The organism is Bacillus cereus group sp. BceL220 (genome assembly GCF_051776965.1).
GTDB classification, from domain to species: Bacteria; Bacillota; Bacilli; order Bacillales; family Bacillaceae_G; genus Bacillus_A; species Bacillus_A cereus.
Window position 1 is genome coordinate 492,379 of record NZ_JBPWBC010000003.1, and the last position, 18,793, is coordinate 511,171.

Below are 18,793 nucleotides of genomic sequence, written 5' to 3' on the forward strand. Positions count from 1 at the left end.
TTTATTAATATCCTTATATAATTTACATGGAATATTAAGGGTTTTATAGGCATGTCGAATATTTTCGGTATGCCTATTTTTGCCCTAGTAAACCCGTTTTTTCTAAATGTCGAAAAATATTCCCTTCATATTTACATGCGAGAATATAGGTTTTTAAATGTTTTTATAGTATTTTGTAAATTATCTAAATAATTATTTGTATCCAATAATTTTAAACAATGATATAATTTTGAAGAGGGGTAAAAAACAGATAAATTACAGTCATAGGGGTGAATTACATGGAACAATTAATGCGAAATTCGTTTCTTTTCTTATCTAAAAATAAAGCGCTAACAAAACTGGCTAAAAAGTACGGTTTACGCTTTGGTGCAGGTCGCTTCGTCGCAGGGGAGACGATTGAATTAGCGACAGCTGCCATTCAGGCATTAAATAAGCAAGGACTTTGTGTAACAATCGATTATTTAGGTGAATTCGTTGATAATGAAGCGGAAGCAAATGAAATGGCTAACCAATCGATTGAAGCGATCCGTGCAATTGGAAGAGAAGGTCTTGATTCGCAGCTTTCTTTAAAGATGACTTCTATGGGATTAGATATCTCTGATGAAATCGTAATGAACAATATGCGCCGTATTTTAGAAGCTGCAAAAGAAAATGGTGTGTTCGTTACAATTGATATGGAAGACTATACACGCTGCGGGAAAACAATTGATATCTTTAAACAATTAAAATCTGAATACGATAATATTGGTACTGTTATTCAAGCTTACCTATATCGTACAGAAAAAGATATTGAAGACTTAAACGCTTATAATCCTAATTTACGTCTTGTAAAAGGGGCTTATAAAGAACCTGAAGAAGTGGCGTTCCCGGACAAGAAAGATGTAGATGACAATTATAAAAAAATTATTAAAATGCACTTATTAAATGGGAATTATACTGCAATTGCTTCACATGACGAAGCGATTATTGAATATACAAAAAAACTTGCCGAAGAACACAACATTCCAAGGGATCAATTTGAATTCCAAATGCTATATGGTATTCGTAATGAGCGTCAACTTGAGCTAGTAAAAGAAGGTTACAAAATGCGTGTTTACGTACCTTATGGAAACGACTGGTATGGCTACTTCATGCGTCGTCTAGCAGAGCGTCCAGCAAACGTTGCGTTCGTATTAAAAGGTATGGTTAAAAAATAACCAAGGAGAAAATACTCCTTGGTTATTTTAATTGCTGAAATGCGTAATGCGCCATTTTTTTCGTATCAGGATATAGTTGCGCGCGAGTAGAAGATAATACGACGTTAATGACGCGTTTACCGTCTTTTTCATCCACTGTTACGACTGTATATTTGCCGAGTGCTGATAGACCGCTTTTACTTCCAATCGCATATGGATCGTCATATAGTTCTTCTCGTCCATAGTTTGCGATGTTTGGAGAGCGTTCTGAAGTATGTAGAGTTGTACGTGTTGAATTCATATATTCTAAAACAACTGGATACTTTAATGCTTCTTTCGTAATAATAGCAATGTCATATGGTGATACTTTATTCCCAATTGCATCAGCACCACTTGCGTTCTTGAAAGTTGCATGCTTTGTACCAAGTTCCTTTGCTCTAGCATTCATCATTTTCACAAATTCATTTTTTGATCCTGCGATATGTTCTGCAATTGATTCAGCTATTGGATCTGCACTAATGATAAGCATAAGTTTTAATGCCTCATCACGCTTTAATTTTTCTCCAGCACGAAGTTTAATTTTCTTGCTTTGACTTTCTGTTTTAATTGCATTTTCTGTAACCGTAATTTCTTCATCTTCTTTTACATTCTCTAGTAAAAGAAGGGTTGTCATCATTTTGGCTATACTAGCCGGGTAAGAACGTTCGTCTTCGCGTTTCCCATACAAAATTTCACCTGTTTTTGCATCGATTGTAACTCCATATTGCCCAGTAATATTAGGTTGATCAGCTCTTACAGCTTGTTGCCTTTGTGCATAAGAGAAGAAAATCATTCCTGTAAATAGTGTAGCAATCATTACAATCATAACTATTGTTCGTTTCATCATCGTTCCCTCTTTTGTTTTCCATATGTACAAATAAATTGGGCAGAAAAAGCAGCCATTAATCATTATGCCACGTTCTCTGCCCAAAAATATAGCGTTATTTTTCGCCCATATTATGCTTCTTATATTGTTGGTTATTACCTTGGCGTCCTTTTTCAACACCTTGATTATGTGGACCTGCGTTTCCAGTTACACTAGCTGCACTAATTCCAGCCTTTGAAGGGTTCTTCTTAAGTTTTGCCATATATATTCCTCCAGTTTCGTCAGATTATAAAAAGGAAAAGTGCATTTAAACAAAGAAAATACACATGTATAGCATAACCAAATGAAAGAAAAATATTTATTTCAGAAAATTTTATCAATAAATATATTGCGAAAATTTAAACAGTATCATATATTTATTAGTAGAGGCTCACTCATTGATTGCGACTTATGTCGAAAAATTGAATGAGCATTCATTCAAGAATAGGGGGAGAATTGGATGTTCCAAATTAAAAAGGCTGCTGTTCTAGGTTCAGGCGTAATGGGTTCGGGAATTGCGGCACACTTAGCTAATATTGGTATTCCGACATTATTGCTTGATATTGTACCACCTGCGCTTACGAAAGAAGAGGAAGCGAAGGGACTTACATTAGAACATAAAAGTGTGAGAAATCGTTTTAGTAATACGGCTGTACAGAAACTATTGAAGCAAAAACCAGCTCCTCTGACAGTGAAAGGAAATCTAGCACTGATTGAAGCGGGTAACTTAGAAGATGATCTTGAGCTTCTTGCTGATGTAGATTGGATTATTGAAGTAGTAGTTGAAAACTTAGATATTAAAAAGAAATTATTTGAAAAAGTAGACGCTGTTCGTAAACCAGGTTCTATTGTAAGCTCGAATACGTCAGGTATTTCAGTTGAAAAAATGGCAGAAGGTCGTTCAGACGACTTCCAGAAACACTTCTTAGGCACACACTTTTTTAACCCACCACGATATTTAAAACTTCTAGAGGTAATACCGACGAAAGAAACAGATCCACAAGTATTAAGCTTCATGAAACTATTTGGCGAAGACGTTCTTGGAAAAGGCGTTGTTATCGCAAAAGACACACCAAACTTTATTGGAAACCGCATCGGTACGTACGGTTTATTAGTAACTCTTCAAGAGATGATAAAACGCGGCTACAGCATTGGGGAAGTTGATTCTGTAACAGGTCCATTAATTGGTCGTCCGAAGAGTGCAACGTTCCGTACATTAGATGTTGTCGGTTTAGATACATTCGTACACGTTGCAAATAACGTATATGAAAACGTACAAGAAGAAGAGCGTGATGTATTTAAAGTACCAGCTTTCATGCATGACATGCTTGATAAAAAATGGCTTGGAAGCAAAACAGGTCAAGGCTTCTTCTTAAAACAAGGAAAAGAAATTTTAGAACTAAATCCTGAAACGATGGAATATGAAGCGCGTAAAAAATTAAAAGCTGCATCCGTAGAGTTAAGTAAACAAGAAAAAGGATTAGCGAATAAATTGAAAGCGCTTGTATACGCAAAAGACCGCGCAGGAGAGTTATTATGGAACATCATTACACCAACTCTTTTATACTCTGCAAAACTTCATAAAGAAATTGCTGACGATATCGTTGCAATTGACCAAGCGATGAAGTGGGGCTTCGGCTGGGAGCAAGGACCGTTTGAAGTTTGGGACGCAATCGGCGTTGAAAAATCTGTTCAAAAGATGGAAGAAAACGGCGTAGTCGTTCCTACTTGGGTGAAAGAAATGTTAGAGAAAGGTTTCACTACTTTCTATAAACATGATAACGGCGATAGCTACTATTACGATAATGGCGAATATAAGCTAATCGAGCGTAATAAAAAAGCAATTTCTCTTAAGCAATTAAAAGCGAAAAATGGTGTATTAAAGAAAAATAGCGGAGCGAGCTTAATTGATTTAGGCGACGGCATCCTTTGCTTAGAGTTCCATTCGAAGAGCAATGCAATCGGTATGGATATTACGCAAATGATTAACTACGCTGTTGATGAAGTAGAAAAGAATTATAAAGGTCTTGTTATCGGTAACCAATCGAAGAACTTCTGCGTTGGTGCGAATCTAGCAATGATCTTAATGGAAGCACAAGACGACAATTACTTTGAAATTGAGTTGGTTGTGAAAAACTTCCAAGATGCAATGACGAAAATTAAGTACTCTTCTAAGCCAGTTGTAGCAGCACCATACGGTATGACGCTTGGCGGAGGTACAGAAGTTTGCTTACCAGCAGCTAGCATTCAAGCTTCTAGTGAAACGTATATGGGCTTAGTAGAAGTTGGTGTTGGCTTAATCCCTGGCGGAGGCGGTAATAAAGAGCTATACATTAAACACTTAAATAAAATGCCAAACGGTGTAGAGTTTGATCTGCAAAAAGTTGCGAATAAAGTGTTCGAATCTGTAGCGATGGCGAAAGTTTCTACATCAGCACAAGAAGCTGTATCGAACAACTTCTTAGGCGATAAAGACGGTATTAGTGTGAATGGTGATCACTTACTATATGATGCGAAACAGAAAGCACTTGCTTTATATGAAGCTGGCTATAAAGCACCGATTCGTAAAAAGATACCAGTTGTTGGTGAAACAGGATATGCAACTCTTGTACTTGGTGCAGAAGCAATGCATTTATCAGGTTACATTTCTGAACATGATCTTCACATTGCGAAGAAACTTGCATATGTCATTGCGGGCGGAAAAGTGCCGTACGGAACAGAAGTTGATGAGCAGTATTTATTAGATGTAGAACGTGAAGCATTTATTAGCTTAGTAAGTGAGATGAAATCACAAGCAAGAATGCAGCACATGCTTGTAAAAGGAAAGCCATTACGTAACTAATAACGAGGGGAGATATCGTTCATGAGAGAAGCTGTCATTGTTGCGGGAGCAAGAACACCAATTGGAAAAGCAAAGAGGGGTTCATTAAAAACAGTTCGTCCTGACGATCTAGGGGCGTTAGTAGTAAAGGAAACGTTAAAGCGTGCAAATTATGAAGGACCAATCGATGATTTAATTTTCGGTTGTGCGATGCCAGAAGCAGAACAAGGTTTAAATATGGCTCGTAATATCGGCGGATTAGCAGGACTTTCTTACGATGTTCCAGCTATTACAATTAACCGTTACTGTTCTTCTGGTTTACAAAGTATCGCTTACGGAGCAGAGCGCATTATGCTTGGTCACTCTGAAGCTGTATTATCAGGCGGAGCGGAATCAATGAGTTTAGTTCCAATGATGGGACACGTTGTTCGTCCGAATAGTCGCCTTGTAGAAGCGGCTCCGGAATATTATATGGGTATGGGACATACAGCAGAGCAAGTTGCTGTGAAATATGGAATTTCTCGTGAAGAGCAAGATGCATTTGCAGTAAGAAGTCATCAACGTGCTGCCAAAGCATTAGCGGCAGGAAACTTTGCTGATGAAACAGTATCTGTAGATGTGACGTTACGCTCGGTTGGCTCAAACAATAAACTGCAAGAAGAAACAATCATTTTCGCACAAGATGAAGGTGTAAGAGCAGAGACGACGCTAGACATTTTAGGTAAATTACGCCCAGCATTTAACGTTCGCGGTTCTGTAACAGCTGGTAACTCTTCACAAATGAGTGACGGTGCAGCATCTGTACTATTAATGGATCGTGAAAAAGCAGTGAGCGATGGCATGAAGCCACTTGCGAAATTCCGTTCATTTGCAGTAGCTGGCGTACCACCAGAAGTAATGGGAATCGGCCCAATCGCTGCAATTCCAAAAGCGTTAAAACTAGCTGGCTTAGAGCTATCTGATATTGGCTTATTCGAACTAAACGAAGCATTTGCTTCTCAATCGATCCAAGTTATTCGTGAACTTGGTTTAGATGAAGAAAAAGTAAACGTAAACGGTGGTGCAATCGCACTTGGACATCCACTTGGCTGTACAGGAGCAAAACTAACACTATCTCTTATTCACGAAATGAAACGCCGCAACGAACAATTCGGTATCGTAACAATGTGTATTGGCGGCGGAATGGGAGCAGCGGGAGTATTTGAATTACTATAAAAAAGTGGAAGCGGCTTGTTCAGAACGAGACGACGCTAAAGCAAAGAATGGAAGCAACAAAGGTTTATAAAAAATAAACGGGAGAGCCAGCTTCTTTCAAAAAGAGAGAAGCTGCTCATGAAAATATGAAGGAGGAAATTTTCATGGAAAAAACAGTAGGAAATGCGGTTAAAGGCGGTAGCTTTTTAGTTGATGAGATTACGATTGATCAAGTGTTTACGCCAGAAGATTTTTCATCTGAGCATAAAATGATTGCAAAAACGACAGAGGACTTTATCGTAAATGAAGTTCTTCCAGAGCTTGAATATTTAGAGCAACATGAATTTGATCGTTCAGTTCGTCTTTTAAAAGAAGCTGGGGAGCTTGGTTTATTAGGCGCTGACGTACCAGAAGAGTACGGTGGGATTGGTCTTGATAAAGTAAGCTCAGCGTTAATCGCAGAGAAATTCTCTCGCGCTGGCGGCTTTGCAATCACTCACGGTGCTCACGTAGGTATCGGATCTTTACCAATCGTATTATTCGGTAACGAAGAGCAAAAGAAAAAGTATTTACCATTACTTGCAACTGGTGAAAAATTAGCTGCATACGCATTAACTGAGCCAGGTTCAGGATCTGACGCATTAGGCGCAAAAACAACTGCACGTTTAAATGCAGAAGGTACACATTATGTATTAAACGGTGAAAAACAGTGGATTACAAACTCTGCATTCGCTGACGTATTTGTTGTATATGCAAAAATTGATGGAGAGCATTTCTCAGCATTTATCGTAGAGAAAGAATACGCTGGTGTATCTACAAGCCCTGAAGAGAAGAAAATGGGTATTAAATGTTCTTCAACTCGTACGTTAATTTTAGAAGATGCGTTAGTGCCGAAAGAAAACTTACTTGGTGAAATCGGTAAAGGTCATATTATCGCATTCAACATTTTAAATATCGGTCGTTATAAACTAGGTGTTGGTACAGTTGGATCTGCAAAACGTGCAGTAGAAATTTCAGCACAATATGCAAACCAACGTCAACAGTTCAAGCAACCAATCGCTCGCTTCCCATTAATTCAAGAGAAACTTGCGAATATGGCAGCAAAAACATATGCAGCTGAAAGTTCTGTATATCGTACAGTAGGTTTATTCGAAAGCCGCATGAGCACATTATCTGAAGAAGAAGTAAAAGACGGTAAAGCAGTAGCAGCTTCTATCGCTGAATATGCAATCGAGTGCTCTTTAAACAAAGTATTCGGTTCTGAAGTATTAGACTATACAGTAGATGAAGGTGTTCAAATTCACGGTGGTTACGGATTCATGGCAGAATACGAGATTGAAAGAATGTACCGCGATTCTCGTATTAACCGTATTTTCGAAGGAACGAACGAAATTAACCGCCTAATCGTACCAGGTACGTTCTTACGTAAAGCGATGAAAGGTGAATTACCACTTCTTCAAAAAGCACAAAAATTACAAGAAGAGTTAATGATGATGATGCCAGAAGAAGTAGGCGATGAGCCATTAGCACTTCAAAAGTATTTAGTAACTAATGCGAAGAAAATCGGCTTAATGGTAGCTGGATTAGCGGCTCAAAAATACGGTAAAGCATTAGATAAAGAGCAAGAAATTCTTGTAAATATCGCTGACATCGTAAGCAACCTATACGCAATGGAGTCAGCTGTTCTTCGTACAGAAAAAGCAATTAAAACAACTGGTCTTGAAAAGAATAAACAAAAAGTGTTATACACTGAAGTATTCTGCCAAGAAGCATTCAACGAAATCGAAGCAGACGCGAAAGAAACACTTATCGCAGTTGAAAACGGCGACATGCTGCGCATGATGTTATCATCATTACGTAAATTAACTCGCCACACACCACTTAACGTAATTCCGAAGAAACGTGAAATCGCTGCGAAAATTTTAGAAGATGAGCGTTACACAGTTTAATATCTTTAAAGAACAGTAGTCGTTTATACGGCTACTGTTCTTTTTTTTTGAAAAAAAGAAATTTTTAGTGACATAAAACTAATACCATTAGTATAATAAAACTAATGGTATTAGTTTTTGTGAAAAGGGAGATGGGACTATGAGGATGATACATGAAAAAACGTTATATCAATTGTCATTTTTGCCAAGAGCGTTTCCTGTAAATTGTTACTTTGTAGAGGAAGATGATGGTTTAACTTTAATTGACGCGGCTTTGCCATATAGCGCAAAAGGTATTTTACAGGCGGCTGAGAAAATAGGAAAACCAATTACTAAGATTGTATTAACACATGCGCATGATGATCACATCGGTGCATTAGATGCATTAAAGGAAGTACTTCCTCATGTTCCAGTCCATATTTCTAAGCGGGATGCAAAGCTGTTAGAAGGAGATACGATGTTACAAAAGGATGAACCGAATATACCGATAAAAGGCGGTGTACCTAAAAAAGTAAAAACGGTACCTGATGTTTTATTAGAAGATGGCGACCGAGTTGGATCGCTTCTTGCAATTATGACACCGGGACATACACCAGGATCCATGTCGTTTCTTGATGTACGAAATAAAGCTCTTATTGTTGGGGATGCATTTCAAACAAGAGGAGGTATGGCTGTTTCGGGACAAATGAAATTTTGGTTTCCGTTTCCAGCGATGGCAACGTGGAGCAAAGAAATATCATTACAAAGTGCACAGAAGCTAAGCGAATATGAACCTTCCTTGCTTGCGGCAGGGCACGGAAAAATGATAAAGAATCCAGGGGCCGTCATAGAGCTTTCTATTAAGGAAGCGAAGCGGAATATAGAAAGTAAGAAAGAGGGGTAATTTATGTCACCGAGAATCGGACTTACATTACAGAAAATTGTAGAAACAGCTGCAGAAATTGCAGATACAAATGGAATACACGAAGTAACATTAGCTTCATTAGCGCAAAGGTTAGGGATACGTTCGCCCTCACTATATAATCATGTAAAAGGGTTACAAGATGTAAGGAAAAATCTTGGTATTTACGGAATAAAACAGCTGCATAACAAACTGGAAGAAGCGGCCGAGGATAAACGTATGGATGAAGCAATTCATGCATTAGGAGAAGCGTATGTAGCATTTGTCCGAAAACATCCTGGACTATATGAAGCAACTTTTTTACGAGATGAAGAAGTAAGAAAAGCAGGTGACGAAATTGTAAAGCTTTGTCTTCGAGTTTTACAACAGTATAGCTTAGAAGGAGAGAATGCACTTCATGCGACACGCGGATTCAGAAGTATTTGTCATGGATTTGCTTCGATTGAACAGCAAGGCGGATTTGGTTTGCCGTTAGATCTGGATATAAGTTTACATGTATTATTGGAAACGTTTATTAAAGGATTACGTGAATAAGAAGCGAGGCAAACAAAAACCTTAGAAGTGATTCTAAGGTTTTTTAGTGCATATGATTCAAAAAGAACGGTAGGCTTTTTCTCATTACATGATATTATTTAGCAGGTTTGAAAAATGTGTATATAGCTACGGAAAGGCAAACGAAAATAAAAGCAATAGGATCTTGATATGGACTAGGCTCAGAGCCCTTCTGGATTCCTGTAAGGAAGTCATGTGTTTTCATGTTCATTGCTCCTTTAACTAATAAAATTTATATGATGCGAGGGTTATGGTGGATAGATAAGAAATTTTTGGAATTTCATCTAATAATTATTCTATAGTAATCTAATTCCAAAAACTATATAATACAAAGCTTTCATGATATGTAAAATTGCATATTATTCTTTTTGAAAAATTTGTTATATTATCTATATATTTGTATTAAAGGGTTTTTGTTAAGGTAATGAAAACAAATGGAGGAATAGTATGAGAAAAACAGTATTAGACGCGTATAATGCAGAAAGAGAAGTAGATAACATAACATATAAAAATCTAGTTGTAACGATTGCAAGCATTCTAGGGTTCTCACTCTTAGGGGGATTATTCCTTGCTTTAGCCCTTGGAATTTTTGGAGAAGAGGTATTACGTGCTAATTTAGAGGGATATTATTTACTTCTATTTGATGCAGCTGTTGTTACTATTGTTTTATTTGCGTATAAACCAGTGCTTCATTTTATTAAGAACATATGGGATGTATCTATTTTAAAAAATGGGAAAACCTACTTGTATTTATTAATAGGTTTTATCATCATTGCATTAACTCAGTATGTAATGTTAGAGTTGTTTAGCTTTGAAAGTGCAGAGCAGCAACGAGATCAATTAGGGAGCTTAGGACTTCAAAATAGTCTACAAAGTATTATATATGTGTTAAGTGTTGCTATAATTACACCAATTAAAGAAGAAATTTTATATAGAGGTATTTTGTATCGATTTTTTGAAAAGAAATATAGTTTTCTAGTTGGTATCATTATTTCTTCCTTTATCTTTGGGATTCTTCATGGTGGTTTTCCGGTTACGGCAATGATTATGGGGATTGTATTTGCTATGTTATATAAGAAAACACAATCTATTTTACCTAGCATCATTTTACATATTGTATGGAACCTACTTGTGAGTATAAGTATGATTGTTTCTTTATAAAATTGAATGAATATTTAGCATAAAAGATGAATGGCCTAGCTATTCATCTTTTATTTTGTTTATATGTGGGAAAAGTTGATGAATACAATCCAAAAAGAACCAAATACTAATGATGAATGAACAAAGAAAGGCGGGTATGTTATATGCAAAACTTAACAGAGCTTGAAGTAGAAAATTTACGTCATTTGATTGGTGGACACGCTACCATTATTAACAAGTTGGAGCAGTATGCACAGACGTGTACAGATCCACAACTGAAACAAATGCTACAAAAAGATGCGCAAGATGCACGAAATACGAAACAGCAATTAATGACTTTCCTAGGATAGGAGGAAGAGAAAGATGAATGAAAAAGATATGGTAAATGATTATTTAGCAGGATTGAATGCAAGTTTAACAAGCTATGCAAATTATATTGCTCAGTCTGATAATGAACAGTTACATCAAACGTTAATCCAAATTCGTAATCAAGATGAGGCGCGCCAACGTAATATGTATGAGTACGCAAAGCAAAAGAGTTATTACAAACCGGCAGCACCTGCTAATCCGATGATCGTGCAGCAATTAAAAAGTCAGTTAAGTGCAGAATAATTGGATGAAAAAACGGGCGAAAATAGATTCGCTCGTTTTATTTTTTTGTATGTCAATAAATACATAATAAATATTTTTCCAGTTGTAACAAATATGACGAAAATGGAATATAACAATTCACAAAAAGGACAAACACTTTGTTCAATATTTCACAAAGTATCCATGGTTTCTATCGTGAGAACCTCTATAATTAAGAGTGTAAAGAACAAAAGAAATAGATTATATGATCACTTAGGAGAGATTGCTATGAAAAGACATACAAGAAAAATTGCAATTATCGGTACTGGATTAGTTGGATCAAGTTGTGCGTATTCCATTGTAAATCAAGGGATTTGCGAAGAGCTATTATTAATTGATATAAATCATGAACGTGCAGTTGGGGAAGCAATGGATTTATCACATTGCATTAACTTTACAAATACAAGAACAAAAGTATATGCAGGAAGCTATGAAGACTGCAAAGATATGGACATCGTTATTATTACAGCAGGTCCAGCACCAAAACCAGGGCAAAGTCGCTTAGATACTTTAGGAGCGAGTGCGAAGATTATGGAAAGTGTTGTTGGTGGCGTAATGGAAAGTGGATTTGATGGTATTTTCTTACTTGCATCGAACCCAGTTGATATTATTACATATCAAGTTTGGAAATTATCTGGATTACCTAGAAATCGCGTAATCGGTACTGGTACATCACTAGATTCTTCTCGCTTAAGAACAATTTTATCTGAAATGCTACATGTAGACCCTCGTAGTATTCATGGGTATTCATTAGGAGAACATGGTGATTCTCAAATGGTTGCTTGGTCTCATGTAACTGTTGGTGGAAAGCCAATTCTGCAAATTTTAGAAGAACAAAAAGAACGATTTGGTGAAATAGATTTAGATGAAATCGTTGAGAAGACTGCAAAAGCCGGATGGGAAATTTATAAACGTAAAGGAACTACTTATTACGGAATCGGAAATTCTCTAGCATATATTGCAAGCTCAATCTTTAATGATGATCATCGTGTCATTGCTGTATCAGCCATTTTAGATGGTGAGTACGGTGAATACGATATTTGTACAGGAGTACCAGCTATTATTACTAGAGACGGTATAAGAGAAGTTGTAGAACTCAATTTAACAGAGGATGAAGAATCTCGATTCGCAAAATCAAACGATATTTTACGTGATTATATGAAAACAATTGGTTACTAACTTATAGAAGAAGGTGAAACAAATGAAGGAATATATAATGTCTCGTGTATTTAAAGCATCTGCTGGAATCGCACAAGGTATTTTCGTATCCCTCGGAATTGGTTTACTAATCGAAAATATAGGAAGAATTGTTGATATTCCGTTGCTTATTACAATCGGAGTTGTTGCAAAATCACTTATGGCACCGGCCATTGGTGCTGGAATTGCTTTTATGCTCGGTGCAAATGGTCTTGTAATCTTCTCGGCTATGGTAGCTGGAGCGATTGGTGCCGGATCCATTTCAATTACTGAAGCTGGTCTAATTATTAAAACAGGTGAGCCAATCGGTGCGTTATTAACAGCAACTTTAGCTGTATATATTGGTAAACGTTTAAGCGGAAAAACTGCTTTAGATATGATGCTCGTTCCATTTGCGGCCATATTAGGTTCTGGTTTAGTTGGTATTTGGTTATCTCATAATATTACTCCTGTTTTAAATGCAGTTGGAGCGTTTATTAAAGATAGCTCAGCTGGTAGCCCGTTTATCGCTTCTATCGTCATTGCAGTAGTTTGGGGACTATTACTTATCTCTCCAGCTTCATCAGCTGCGTTAGCGATCGCACTTAGCTTAGACGGTGTTGCAGGTGGTGCAGCTCTTGCCGGATGCGTCGCTCAGTTTATCGGATTCTCTGTCATCTCAGCAAAAGAAAACAATTTAGGTGGCATATTAGCTCAAGCTCTTTGTACTCCGAAAGTACAGTTGCCAAATATCACTAAAAATCCAATGATTCTCGTCCCAACTGTCGTCGCCAGTGCTATAGTCGGTCCGGTATCCGCATTAATTTTCCAACTGGAAGCAGGAAAAGAAATTGCAGGTCTTGGATTAAGTTCTCTTATCGCACCAATTAATTTAATTTCCAGCGAAGGATGGGAAGTTCTCCCGGCGATGGTAATTACTTATATCGTCATTCCAGTAGCTGTTTCTTATATACTTTACATTGTTCTTAAAAAAGCAGGTCGTATTCATTCTGGTGATATGACTGTACCACAATCTTAAATTGAAAATCTCCTTAATAATAGATAAAAGCAGACTGAGAAGCCACAGTCTGCTTTTTTGTCATGTTACATTCTATGATTTTGTTTTACTGGAACTCTTATTGGTTCTTTGGCCAATAAGAGTTGAACGCCGAAGTATAGTATGCTTGCGAGTGTCATTCCAGAAACGGCATCTACAAAGGCATGTTGCTTCGTAAATAGCGTTGATAAAATAATAAGTGTACCGAAGAAAGTAAGGATGTAATATTCAAAAGCATGTTGCTCTCTACGCTTAAAGGCAGCTAACATAATTACAAATGTAGTAAGAACGTGAATGCTAGGGAAACAGTTTACCGGTTGATCGATACTATAAATATAGCGAACTAGTTCAGAAAATACATCTGTTCCAACGACAGTCGGACGCGGTACAGTTGTTTGCCAAAAATAATAAATAGAAAAACAAGCAAGCTTTCCAAAAATAACACTACTTAAAGTGACATAATATTGCTTTCGGTCAGCGAAGCAGTAATAAATAAGTGCGCCGTATAAGTATGGAAACCAAAGTAAATAAGGAATAATAAATGCTTTTACAAATGGAATCCAATCATCTACTACAGTTGTAACGTCTACTGCGTGAACAGTCGATTTATTTAATACGTCGTAAAGGGGACTTACGAGTACGAGTAGAAGTATATAACTTAACGGAAGAAAAGATGAAAGTTTAAATTTCTTCATGTTGATCTCCTATGTTTAGTAATGTAAGTAAATTCAATTGATTATAATATAGAAACGTGAATTGGGCTATCGATTTTACTTACATTTTCTTGAATTAACCTTACGTTTTTGTCACTTGACTAAAAAGAAGGGGGAGGGTGCTAAATGAAGCGTTTATCATATTTTTTAGTTTTTATATTGTTATGCCTAGTAGGTGCTGGGTGTGCAAAGAATAACGAAGGAGAAAAATTAGAATATAACGGAAGAGCACTCGTAATTGGAGTTGTTGGAGAAAAGCCGAAAGATACGTTTAGGAATGTAAAGTTTGAAAGTATAAAGTTAGAAGAAATGCAGGAGAAATCAGCAAAAGTTGATGGTTTTTTCGTTATGAAAGAATACTTTAAAGAGGCATCAAAGGAGCAGTATACGGACTTATTTTTATCGTTAAAGAAGCCGGTATTTTTTATTGGTTTGCAAGATAGACCGTATTTAATTTTTACTAACAAGGATTTAGATTATGATAATACCCCAAAGGATAAAACGATGACGTATACGCAAGGGTTTGTAAATATGGGGAACCCTGAAGGTCAATATTGGGGTATGGGATTATATAATGATACTGTTTCCGATCGAAATATTCATAATATGTATATAGTAGTATTTCAAACCATTTCGGATTACTTAAGTCGATGATGAAGGAGCCTGTAAACGAGGCTTCTTATTTTTTTATGTAGAAGCTAGTTTAAGTATGGGGAATACAGAAGTTGCTGATAAAATAGATAAAAATGGTTTTGAACTTGGGGAGGAGGCCTCTTTAGCAAAATATGAAGTGGGTATAGATATACCTATACCATTTACAAATCATGATTTACATATCGGGGTTCACCCTCACTTGGACAAACGGGTGGTTCTTTTAAGGTAAGTTCAAGTGGATTTAAAGTAAATTTCCCTTGGGGGCCTGGAGCTAGTCCTGTGGGTACAGGTGTTGAAGTAAAGATAAAATAAAAAGGATTATTTTTTATGACTTTAGAAAGTTTGAAAAAAATTTTAATAATTCTTTTTGTTATTTGTTTTTTTGGTACTATTATTTTTACAATGTTTGATGTTACATATAATTTAAAAGAAAAATAATCTTTTCATTGATATATTTAATTACAGTTCCTATTAGTTTTTTAATTTTATATAAAATAGGTAAATTTTTCATTAAATAAAGAGGTGAATTAAAATGGAGAAAGTAGAGAAAGATACATTACTTCCGATTGGTTCAGCTGTGAAATTTAAAACATGGGAACAACCATTGATGATATATGATAGAAAACAAGAAGATTCAAAAACTAAGAAAACTTGGGATTATGTAGCTTGTTATTATCCTATCGGAAATATTTCAACCGAATATAATATGTTTTTTAATCATGAACATATATCAGAGGTGATTTTTACTGGATATGTAAATGGAGTTGCGTGAAGAGTTAAAATAATATTATAGATGCTATAGTTTTTTTGAATGGAAATAGGGGGTATTTATTGTGAGAATAAGGGGGAATGATGTTGAAAACTATTAAAAATACATTATTATTTGTTCTATGTTTGGTGGTTCTTAGTGGTTGTTTTACAAGAGAGGGAACGATTGTTGGTGGTAAGGTTCATGGAGGTTCAAATAGTATAGATGGAAAGTATAAAAGTTTCACAGGTTTTGCAACTCAAGATATGGATGTAAAAAAAGGTGAAAGTTGGATATTTACTTTTGATGATAAAACTAAGCAAGGAACCATAAAGGCTTATGTTTTAGATTCAGATGATAATACAATACTGGAAGTTAATAGTGGAAAAGGCGAAAATAATATTAAAGTGTCTAAAGATGATACATATAAAGTTAAAATTATAACAGAAGAACATGGTGGAGAATTTGAAATATCATGGAAAAAAGAAAAGTAGTTAAGTTAATGAGTATTGGGCTATTATTATGTTCTTAGGATTCGAATACCTTCCAAAGAGATGGGGAAAAAGGAAAGTTTCAGAAAAGTTTCTGCAAGCAAAATTTGCTGATGAAGGAAAAGGGATTTTGATTATTACTTATGCAATAGATTTATATGTAATATCTATTCCTTTAAAAGTAAAGAAATATAATTCACTTTAATTTGTATTGAATATAGAAGTGATTATGCTATGAAAGTCATGTTTATTCATGGCTTTTCTTTGTAGTAATTTCTTAATCATCATGGAATTCTCTCACTATTACGGCCAAAATCGTTAGTTCCTTTTATCTGTACGCCTTTGTCATGTGAATTGTTTCCAGGTTTTGTGACTATAGGAAGAAACCGATGCAGCCCAAGGGTTAGTAAAGAAAAATAGGGAGTTAATCAAACGTTTGTTTAAGCTGTATGTTCGGTAGGAAGAAACCGATGCAGCTCAAAGGTTAACAAAGAAAAATGGAGAATTAATCAAACGTTTGTTTAAGCTGTATGTTCGGTAGAAAGAAACTCATGTAGTTCAAAGGTCAACAAAGAAAAATGAAGAATTAATCAAACGCTTGTTTAAGATATATGTTTGGTGCAGAATTTAAAAAATTTTATATATTTATTTTTTTCTTAACAAATGGCGGAAAAATAAGAAAAATTCGCAGGATTATTAAAAATTATCACGAAATAAGTAAAAGTTTAGCGAATAATGGTTTGAAATAATAAAACGTTTTCTATATGATAAAGGTAAAGGTTAGTAAAAAAGTAGGTGAATTTATGACAGTAACATTTTATTCATATCCAAAGTGTGGCACATGTCAAAAGGCAAAGAAATGGTTTGAGGCAAACGATGTAGCATATGAGATGATTCATATTGTTGAAAATCCACCATCAAAAGAAGATTTACGTAATTTACATGAAAAAAGTGAATTACCATTAAAAAAATTCTTTAATACAAGTGGAATGCGTTACCGTGAACTTGGTCTAAAAGATAAGTTGAAAGATGCAAGCGAAGACGAAATGTATGAGCTTTTAGCATCTGATGGCATGTTGATCAAACGTCCAATTGTAACAGATGGAACGAATGTAACACTTGGTTTTAACGAAGAGCAGTTTGAAAGTGTGTGGAAAAAGTACCAATAAGGTATTTTTACATAATTAATACATTCACTGGAGGTACAGTCATGAGCATTCCAAATAATTTACGTTACTCTGAAGAACACGAATGGGTAAAAACTGAAGGTAATGAAGTTGTTATCGGTATCACTCACTTTGCACAAGGTGAGCTAGGCGATATCGTATTCGTTGAACTTCCTGAAGTAGGTGCAACAATCGAAGCTGACGAGCCATTCGGAAGCGTAGAATCTGTTAAAACAGTTTCTGAGTTATACGCACCTGTAAGCGGTAAAGTTGTAGCAGTAAACGAAGAATTAAGTGACCAACCAGAACTTGTTAACGAATCTCCATACGAGGGTGCATGGATGGTTAAAGTTGAACTTTCTGATGCAAGCCAAGTTGAGAAGTTATTAACTGCAGAAAAATACGCAGAAATGACAAACCAAGACTAATTATAGTCGACTAAAGGACAGCCTTTGTGCTGTCCTTTTTTATTTTGTGTAAAATAATGAATGTAGAATCATATACTAATTATCGTGTAGGAGAACGTTTTTTGAAAAAAACTTTTTCGTTTAATCTTTATGCAGGTCTAGCCGCTTTTGCTTTTCGTTGTCTAGCTTTTCACGTCTAAGAATCTTCTGCACAAGAAGACAAAAAAGCGTTTTCTGTGCGAAATAACTTTAGCCAAAAGGAATAAAAAGTTGGGCATTTCACTCCTTCACTTGAGGCGAAAAGAGCCTTGAGTGAAGGAGTTCGGGTGCATTCCTGTTCTAAACGAGCCGCTTCCGCTTTTCTTTTGCAAAAATAAACAGGAAACAACATGAAAATAACGAATATACTATATACTAAGTTCAAGGTTGTATAGTATATGGTGATCGGGTGATGACATATGATTTATGTGGAAAAAGTCATTATTGTAGAAGGTACATCAGATAGAAGAAAGATTGAATCTATTATTCGTGAACCAGTGGAAATTGTTTGTACAAATGGTACAATTGGTTTGTCGAAAATGGATGAGCTCGTTGATCAGTTTTTTGATAAGGAAGTGTATGTGCTAGTAGATGCTGATGATGCTGGAGAAAAGTTAAGGAAACAATTTCGAAAAGAATTTCCGCAAGCCGAGCATATCTATATTGATCGCTCGTACCGAGAAGTGGCAACTGCGCCATCTACACACTTAGCAAATGTATTATGGGGAGCCGACATTGACGTTTATACAGAATATTTACGGTAAGGAATGATAGAAGTGATCGATTGGACAGGAGCCGAAGCTACAGCCCTAATAGAGAATGAAGAAAAAACAGTGTTATATGTATATACTCCAATGTGTGGAACATGCCAATTAGCAAAAAAGATGTTAACAGTCGTTGAGATGACAATTGAAGGCCTCAAAATTGGGATGTTAGATTTAAATTATGCTCCGCATTTAGCGAAAGAGTATGGGATTGAAAGTGTACCTTGTTTACTTGTTTTTGAAAATGGGACACTGATGAAGAAGATATATGCATTTCATTCGGTTGAATATTTATATACGGAATTAAAGTAGGCGGCAAAATTTTTGCCGCCT

The 18,793-nt window shown here is 35.9% G+C and carries 21 protein-coding genes and 2 pseudogenes; 20 read left to right on the plus strand and 3 right to left on the minus strand.

The features are described 5' to 3' along the window. Positions 1-278 precede the first annotated feature (278 nt). Entirely contained in the window at positions 279-1,196 is a 918-nt protein-coding gene (locus ACS2FK_RS11485) for a proline dehydrogenase family protein (RefSeq protein ID WP_000436780.1), read from the plus strand. 22 nt (positions 1,197-1,218) lie between these two features. On the opposite strand, the gene ACS2FK_RS11490 is transcribed toward ACS2FK_RS11485, so the two are convergent. Both ACS2FK_RS11490 and ACS2FK_RS11495 read right to left on the minus strand, forming a co-directional pair. Further along, positions 1,219-2,058 carry a D-alanyl-D-alanine carboxypeptidase family protein gene (locus tag ACS2FK_RS11490; RefSeq protein WP_000831465.1) on the minus strand — a complete coding sequence of 280 codons (840 nt, stop codon included), beginning with the start codon at positions 2,056-2,058 and terminating at the stop codon, positions 1,219-1,221. 97 nt (positions 2,059-2,155) lie between these two features. After that, a complete protein-coding gene (locus ACS2FK_RS11495) occupies positions 2,156-2,302 on the minus strand; it encodes a YuzL family protein (RefSeq protein WP_001096346.1) in 147 nt (48 codons plus the stop codon). 237 nt (positions 2,303-2,539) lie between these two features. On the opposite strand from ACS2FK_RS11495, the gene ACS2FK_RS11500 reads away from it, so the two are divergent. The 10 genes from ACS2FK_RS11500 to ACS2FK_RS11545 all read left to right on the plus strand — a co-directional run bounded on the left by ACS2FK_RS11500 (position 2,540) and on the right by ACS2FK_RS11545 (position 13,460). After that, positions 2,540-4,921, plus strand: a complete 2,382-nt coding sequence (locus tag ACS2FK_RS11500) for a 3-hydroxyacyl-CoA dehydrogenase/enoyl-CoA hydratase family protein (RefSeq protein WP_000486359.1) — start codon at positions 2,540-2,542, stop codon at positions 4,919-4,921. Between the two features lie 21 nt (positions 4,922-4,942). Then, positions 4,943-6,115, plus strand: coding sequence for an acetyl-CoA C-acetyltransferase (locus tag ACS2FK_RS11505; protein ID WP_001206331.1), 1,173 nt, complete (start codon positions 4,943-4,945; stop codon positions 6,113-6,115). Between the two features lie 143 nt (positions 6,116-6,258). After that, positions 6,259-8,043 (plus strand): acyl-CoA dehydrogenase family protein, encoded by a 1,785-nt coding sequence (locus ACS2FK_RS11510; protein ID WP_000416293.1) that lies wholly within the window; start codon positions 6,259-6,261, stop codon positions 8,041-8,043. Between the two features lie 139 nt (positions 8,044-8,182). Further along, positions 8,183-8,905: an MBL fold metallo-hydrolase gene (locus ACS2FK_RS11515; RefSeq protein WP_063548953.1), complete on the plus strand. Its 723-nt coding sequence runs from the start codon at positions 8,183-8,185 to the stop codon at positions 8,903-8,905. 3 nt (positions 8,906-8,908) lie between these two features. Further along, positions 8,909-9,457: a TetR/AcrR family transcriptional regulator gene (locus ACS2FK_RS11520; protein WP_063548951.1), complete on the plus strand. Its 549-nt coding sequence runs from the start codon at positions 8,909-8,911 to the stop codon at positions 9,455-9,457. A gap of 465 nt (positions 9,458-9,922) precedes the next feature. Then, positions 9,923-10,636: a CPBP family intramembrane glutamic endopeptidase gene (locus tag ACS2FK_RS11525; protein ID WP_001232991.1), complete on the plus strand. Its 714-nt coding sequence runs from the start codon at positions 9,923-9,925 to the stop codon at positions 10,634-10,636. 143 nt (positions 10,637-10,779) lie between these two features. Next, positions 10,780-10,965, plus strand: a complete 186-nt coding sequence (locus ACS2FK_RS11530) for a hypothetical protein (protein ID WP_001180555.1) — start codon at positions 10,780-10,782, stop codon at positions 10,963-10,965. Between the two features lie 13 nt (positions 10,966-10,978). Then, positions 10,979-11,227 carry a spore coat protein gene (locus ACS2FK_RS11535; RefSeq protein WP_001002981.1) on the plus strand — a complete coding sequence of 83 codons (249 nt, stop codon included), beginning with the start codon at positions 10,979-10,981 and terminating at the stop codon, positions 11,225-11,227. Between the two features lie 246 nt (positions 11,228-11,473). After that, positions 11,474-12,424 carry an L-lactate dehydrogenase gene (locus ACS2FK_RS11540; protein WP_000820660.1) on the plus strand — a complete coding sequence of 317 codons (951 nt, stop codon included), beginning with the start codon at positions 11,474-11,476 and terminating at the stop codon, positions 12,422-12,424. Between the two features lie 22 nt (positions 12,425-12,446). Continuing rightward, positions 12,447-13,460 (plus strand): PTS transporter subunit IIC, encoded by a 1,014-nt coding sequence (locus ACS2FK_RS11545; RefSeq protein WP_063548949.1) that lies wholly within the window; start codon positions 12,447-12,449, stop codon positions 13,458-13,460. A gap of 65 nt (positions 13,461-13,525) precedes the next feature. Here ACS2FK_RS11545 and ACS2FK_RS11550 read toward each other — a convergent pair whose 3' ends face one another. Then, positions 13,526-14,173 (minus strand): phosphatase PAP2 family protein, encoded by a 648-nt coding sequence (locus ACS2FK_RS11550; RefSeq protein ID WP_000713772.1) that lies wholly within the window; start codon positions 14,171-14,173, stop codon positions 13,526-13,528. 144 nt (positions 14,174-14,317) lie between these two features. Here ACS2FK_RS11550 and ACS2FK_RS11555 point away from each other — a divergent pair, with 144 nt between their 5' ends. From ACS2FK_RS11555 to ACS2FK_RS11595, 9 genes and pseudogenes are all read left to right on the plus strand, one after another. Next, positions 14,318-14,845, plus strand: a complete 528-nt coding sequence (locus ACS2FK_RS11555) for a hypothetical protein (protein ID WP_000826910.1) — start codon at positions 14,318-14,320, stop codon at positions 14,843-14,845. A gap of 55 nt (positions 14,846-14,900) precedes the next feature. After that, positions 14,901-15,157 (plus strand): annotated as a pseudogene (locus ACS2FK_RS11560) (hypothetical protein). Between the two features lie 15 nt (positions 15,158-15,172). Continuing rightward, positions 15,173-15,363 (plus strand): annotated as a pseudogene (locus ACS2FK_RS11565) (hypothetical protein). A 14-nt stretch (positions 15,364-15,377) separates the two neighbouring features. After that, positions 15,378-15,617, plus strand: a complete 240-nt coding sequence (locus ACS2FK_RS11570) for a DUF4176 domain-containing protein (RefSeq protein ID WP_003272334.1) — start codon at positions 15,378-15,380, stop codon at positions 15,615-15,617. Between the two features lie 80 nt (positions 15,618-15,697). Further along, positions 15,698-16,087, plus strand: coding sequence for a hypothetical protein (locus ACS2FK_RS11575; RefSeq protein ID WP_000920743.1), 390 nt, complete (start codon positions 15,698-15,700; stop codon positions 16,085-16,087). An 800-nt stretch (positions 16,088-16,887) separates the two neighbouring features. Beyond that, the gene (locus ACS2FK_RS11580; protein WP_000218968.1) at positions 16,888-17,253 is read left to right on the plus strand and encodes an arsenate reductase family protein; all 366 of its coding nucleotides are present in this window, start codon (positions 16,888-16,890) and stop codon (positions 17,251-17,253) included. 41 nt (positions 17,254-17,294) lie between these two features. Continuing rightward, positions 17,295-17,678 (plus strand): glycine cleavage system protein GcvH, encoded by a 384-nt coding sequence (gcvH, locus tag ACS2FK_RS11585; protein ID WP_000026896.1) that lies wholly within the window; start codon positions 17,295-17,297, stop codon positions 17,676-17,678. Positions 17,679-18,115: 437 nt separating this feature from the next. Further along, positions 18,116-18,460 carry a toprim domain-containing protein gene (locus tag ACS2FK_RS11590; RefSeq protein ID WP_000640870.1) on the plus strand — a complete coding sequence of 115 codons (345 nt, stop codon included), beginning with the start codon at positions 18,116-18,118 and terminating at the stop codon, positions 18,458-18,460. Between the two features lie 3 nt (positions 18,461-18,463). After that, complete coding sequence (locus ACS2FK_RS11595; RefSeq protein WP_002025020.1) at positions 18,464-18,772, plus strand: thioredoxin family protein; 309 nt, start codon at positions 18,464-18,466, stop codon at positions 18,770-18,772. Positions 18,773-18,793: the final 21 nt, after the last annotated feature.

Coding starts and splice junctions, on each gene's coding strand:
- ACS2FK_RS11545 (WP_063548949.1), top strand. CDS start 12,447: ATGAAGGAATATATAATGTCTCGTGTATTTAAAGCATCTGCTGGAATC.
- ACS2FK_RS11495 (WP_001096346.1), bottom strand. CDS start 2,302: ATGGCAAAACTTAAGAAGAACCCTTCAAAGGCTGGAATTAGTGCAGCT.
- ACS2FK_RS11520 (WP_063548951.1), top strand. CDS start 8,909: ATGTCACCGAGAATCGGACTTACATTACAGAAAATTGTAGAAACAGCT.
- ACS2FK_RS11595 (WP_002025020.1), top strand. CDS start 18,464: ATGATAGAAGTGATCGATTGGACAGGAGCCGAAGCTACAGCCCTAATA.
- ACS2FK_RS11575 (WP_000920743.1), top strand. CDS start 15,698: ATGTTGAAAACTATTAAAAATACATTATTATTTGTTCTATGTTTGGTG.
- ACS2FK_RS11490 (WP_000831465.1), bottom strand. CDS start 2,058: ATGAAACGAACAATAGTTATGATTGTAATGATTGCTACACTATTTACA.
- ACS2FK_RS11510 (WP_000416293.1), top strand. CDS start 6,259: ATGGAAAAAACAGTAGGAAATGCGGTTAAAGGCGGTAGCTTTTTAGTT.
- ACS2FK_RS11500 (WP_000486359.1), top strand. CDS start 2,540: ATGTTCCAAATTAAAAAGGCTGCTGTTCTAGGTTCAGGCGTAATGGGT.
- ACS2FK_RS11505 (WP_001206331.1), top strand. CDS start 4,943: ATGAGAGAAGCTGTCATTGTTGCGGGAGCAAGAACACCAATTGGAAAA.
- ACS2FK_RS11555 (WP_000826910.1), top strand. CDS start 14,318: ATGAAGCGTTTATCATATTTTTTAGTTTTTATATTGTTATGCCTAGTA.
- gcvH (WP_000026896.1), top strand. CDS start 17,295: ATGAGCATTCCAAATAATTTACGTTACTCTGAAGAACACGAATGGGTA.
- ACS2FK_RS11580 (WP_000218968.1), top strand. CDS start 16,888: ATGACAGTAACATTTTATTCATATCCAAAGTGTGGCACATGTCAAAAG.
- ACS2FK_RS11590 (WP_000640870.1), top strand. CDS start 18,116: ATGATTTATGTGGAAAAAGTCATTATTGTAGAAGGTACATCAGATAGA.
- ACS2FK_RS11540 (WP_000820660.1), top strand. CDS start 11,474: ATGAAAAGACATACAAGAAAAATTGCAATTATCGGTACTGGATTAGTT.
- ACS2FK_RS11515 (WP_063548953.1), top strand. CDS start 8,183: ATGAGGATGATACATGAAAAAACGTTATATCAATTGTCATTTTTGCCA.
- ACS2FK_RS11550 (WP_000713772.1), bottom strand. CDS start 14,173: ATGAAGAAATTTAAACTTTCATCTTTTCTTCCGTTAAGTTATATACTT.
- ACS2FK_RS11525 (WP_001232991.1), top strand. CDS start 9,923: ATGAGAAAAACAGTATTAGACGCGTATAATGCAGAAAGAGAAGTAGAT.
- ACS2FK_RS11485 (WP_000436780.1), top strand. CDS start 279: ATGGAACAATTAATGCGAAATTCGTTTCTTTTCTTATCTAAAAATAAA.
- ACS2FK_RS11530 (WP_001180555.1), top strand. CDS start 10,780: ATGCAAAACTTAACAGAGCTTGAAGTAGAAAATTTACGTCATTTGATT.
- ACS2FK_RS11535 (WP_001002981.1), top strand. CDS start 10,979: ATGAATGAAAAAGATATGGTAAATGATTATTTAGCAGGATTGAATGCA.
- ACS2FK_RS11570 (WP_003272334.1), top strand. CDS start 15,378: ATGGAGAAAGTAGAGAAAGATACATTACTTCCGATTGGTTCAGCTGTG.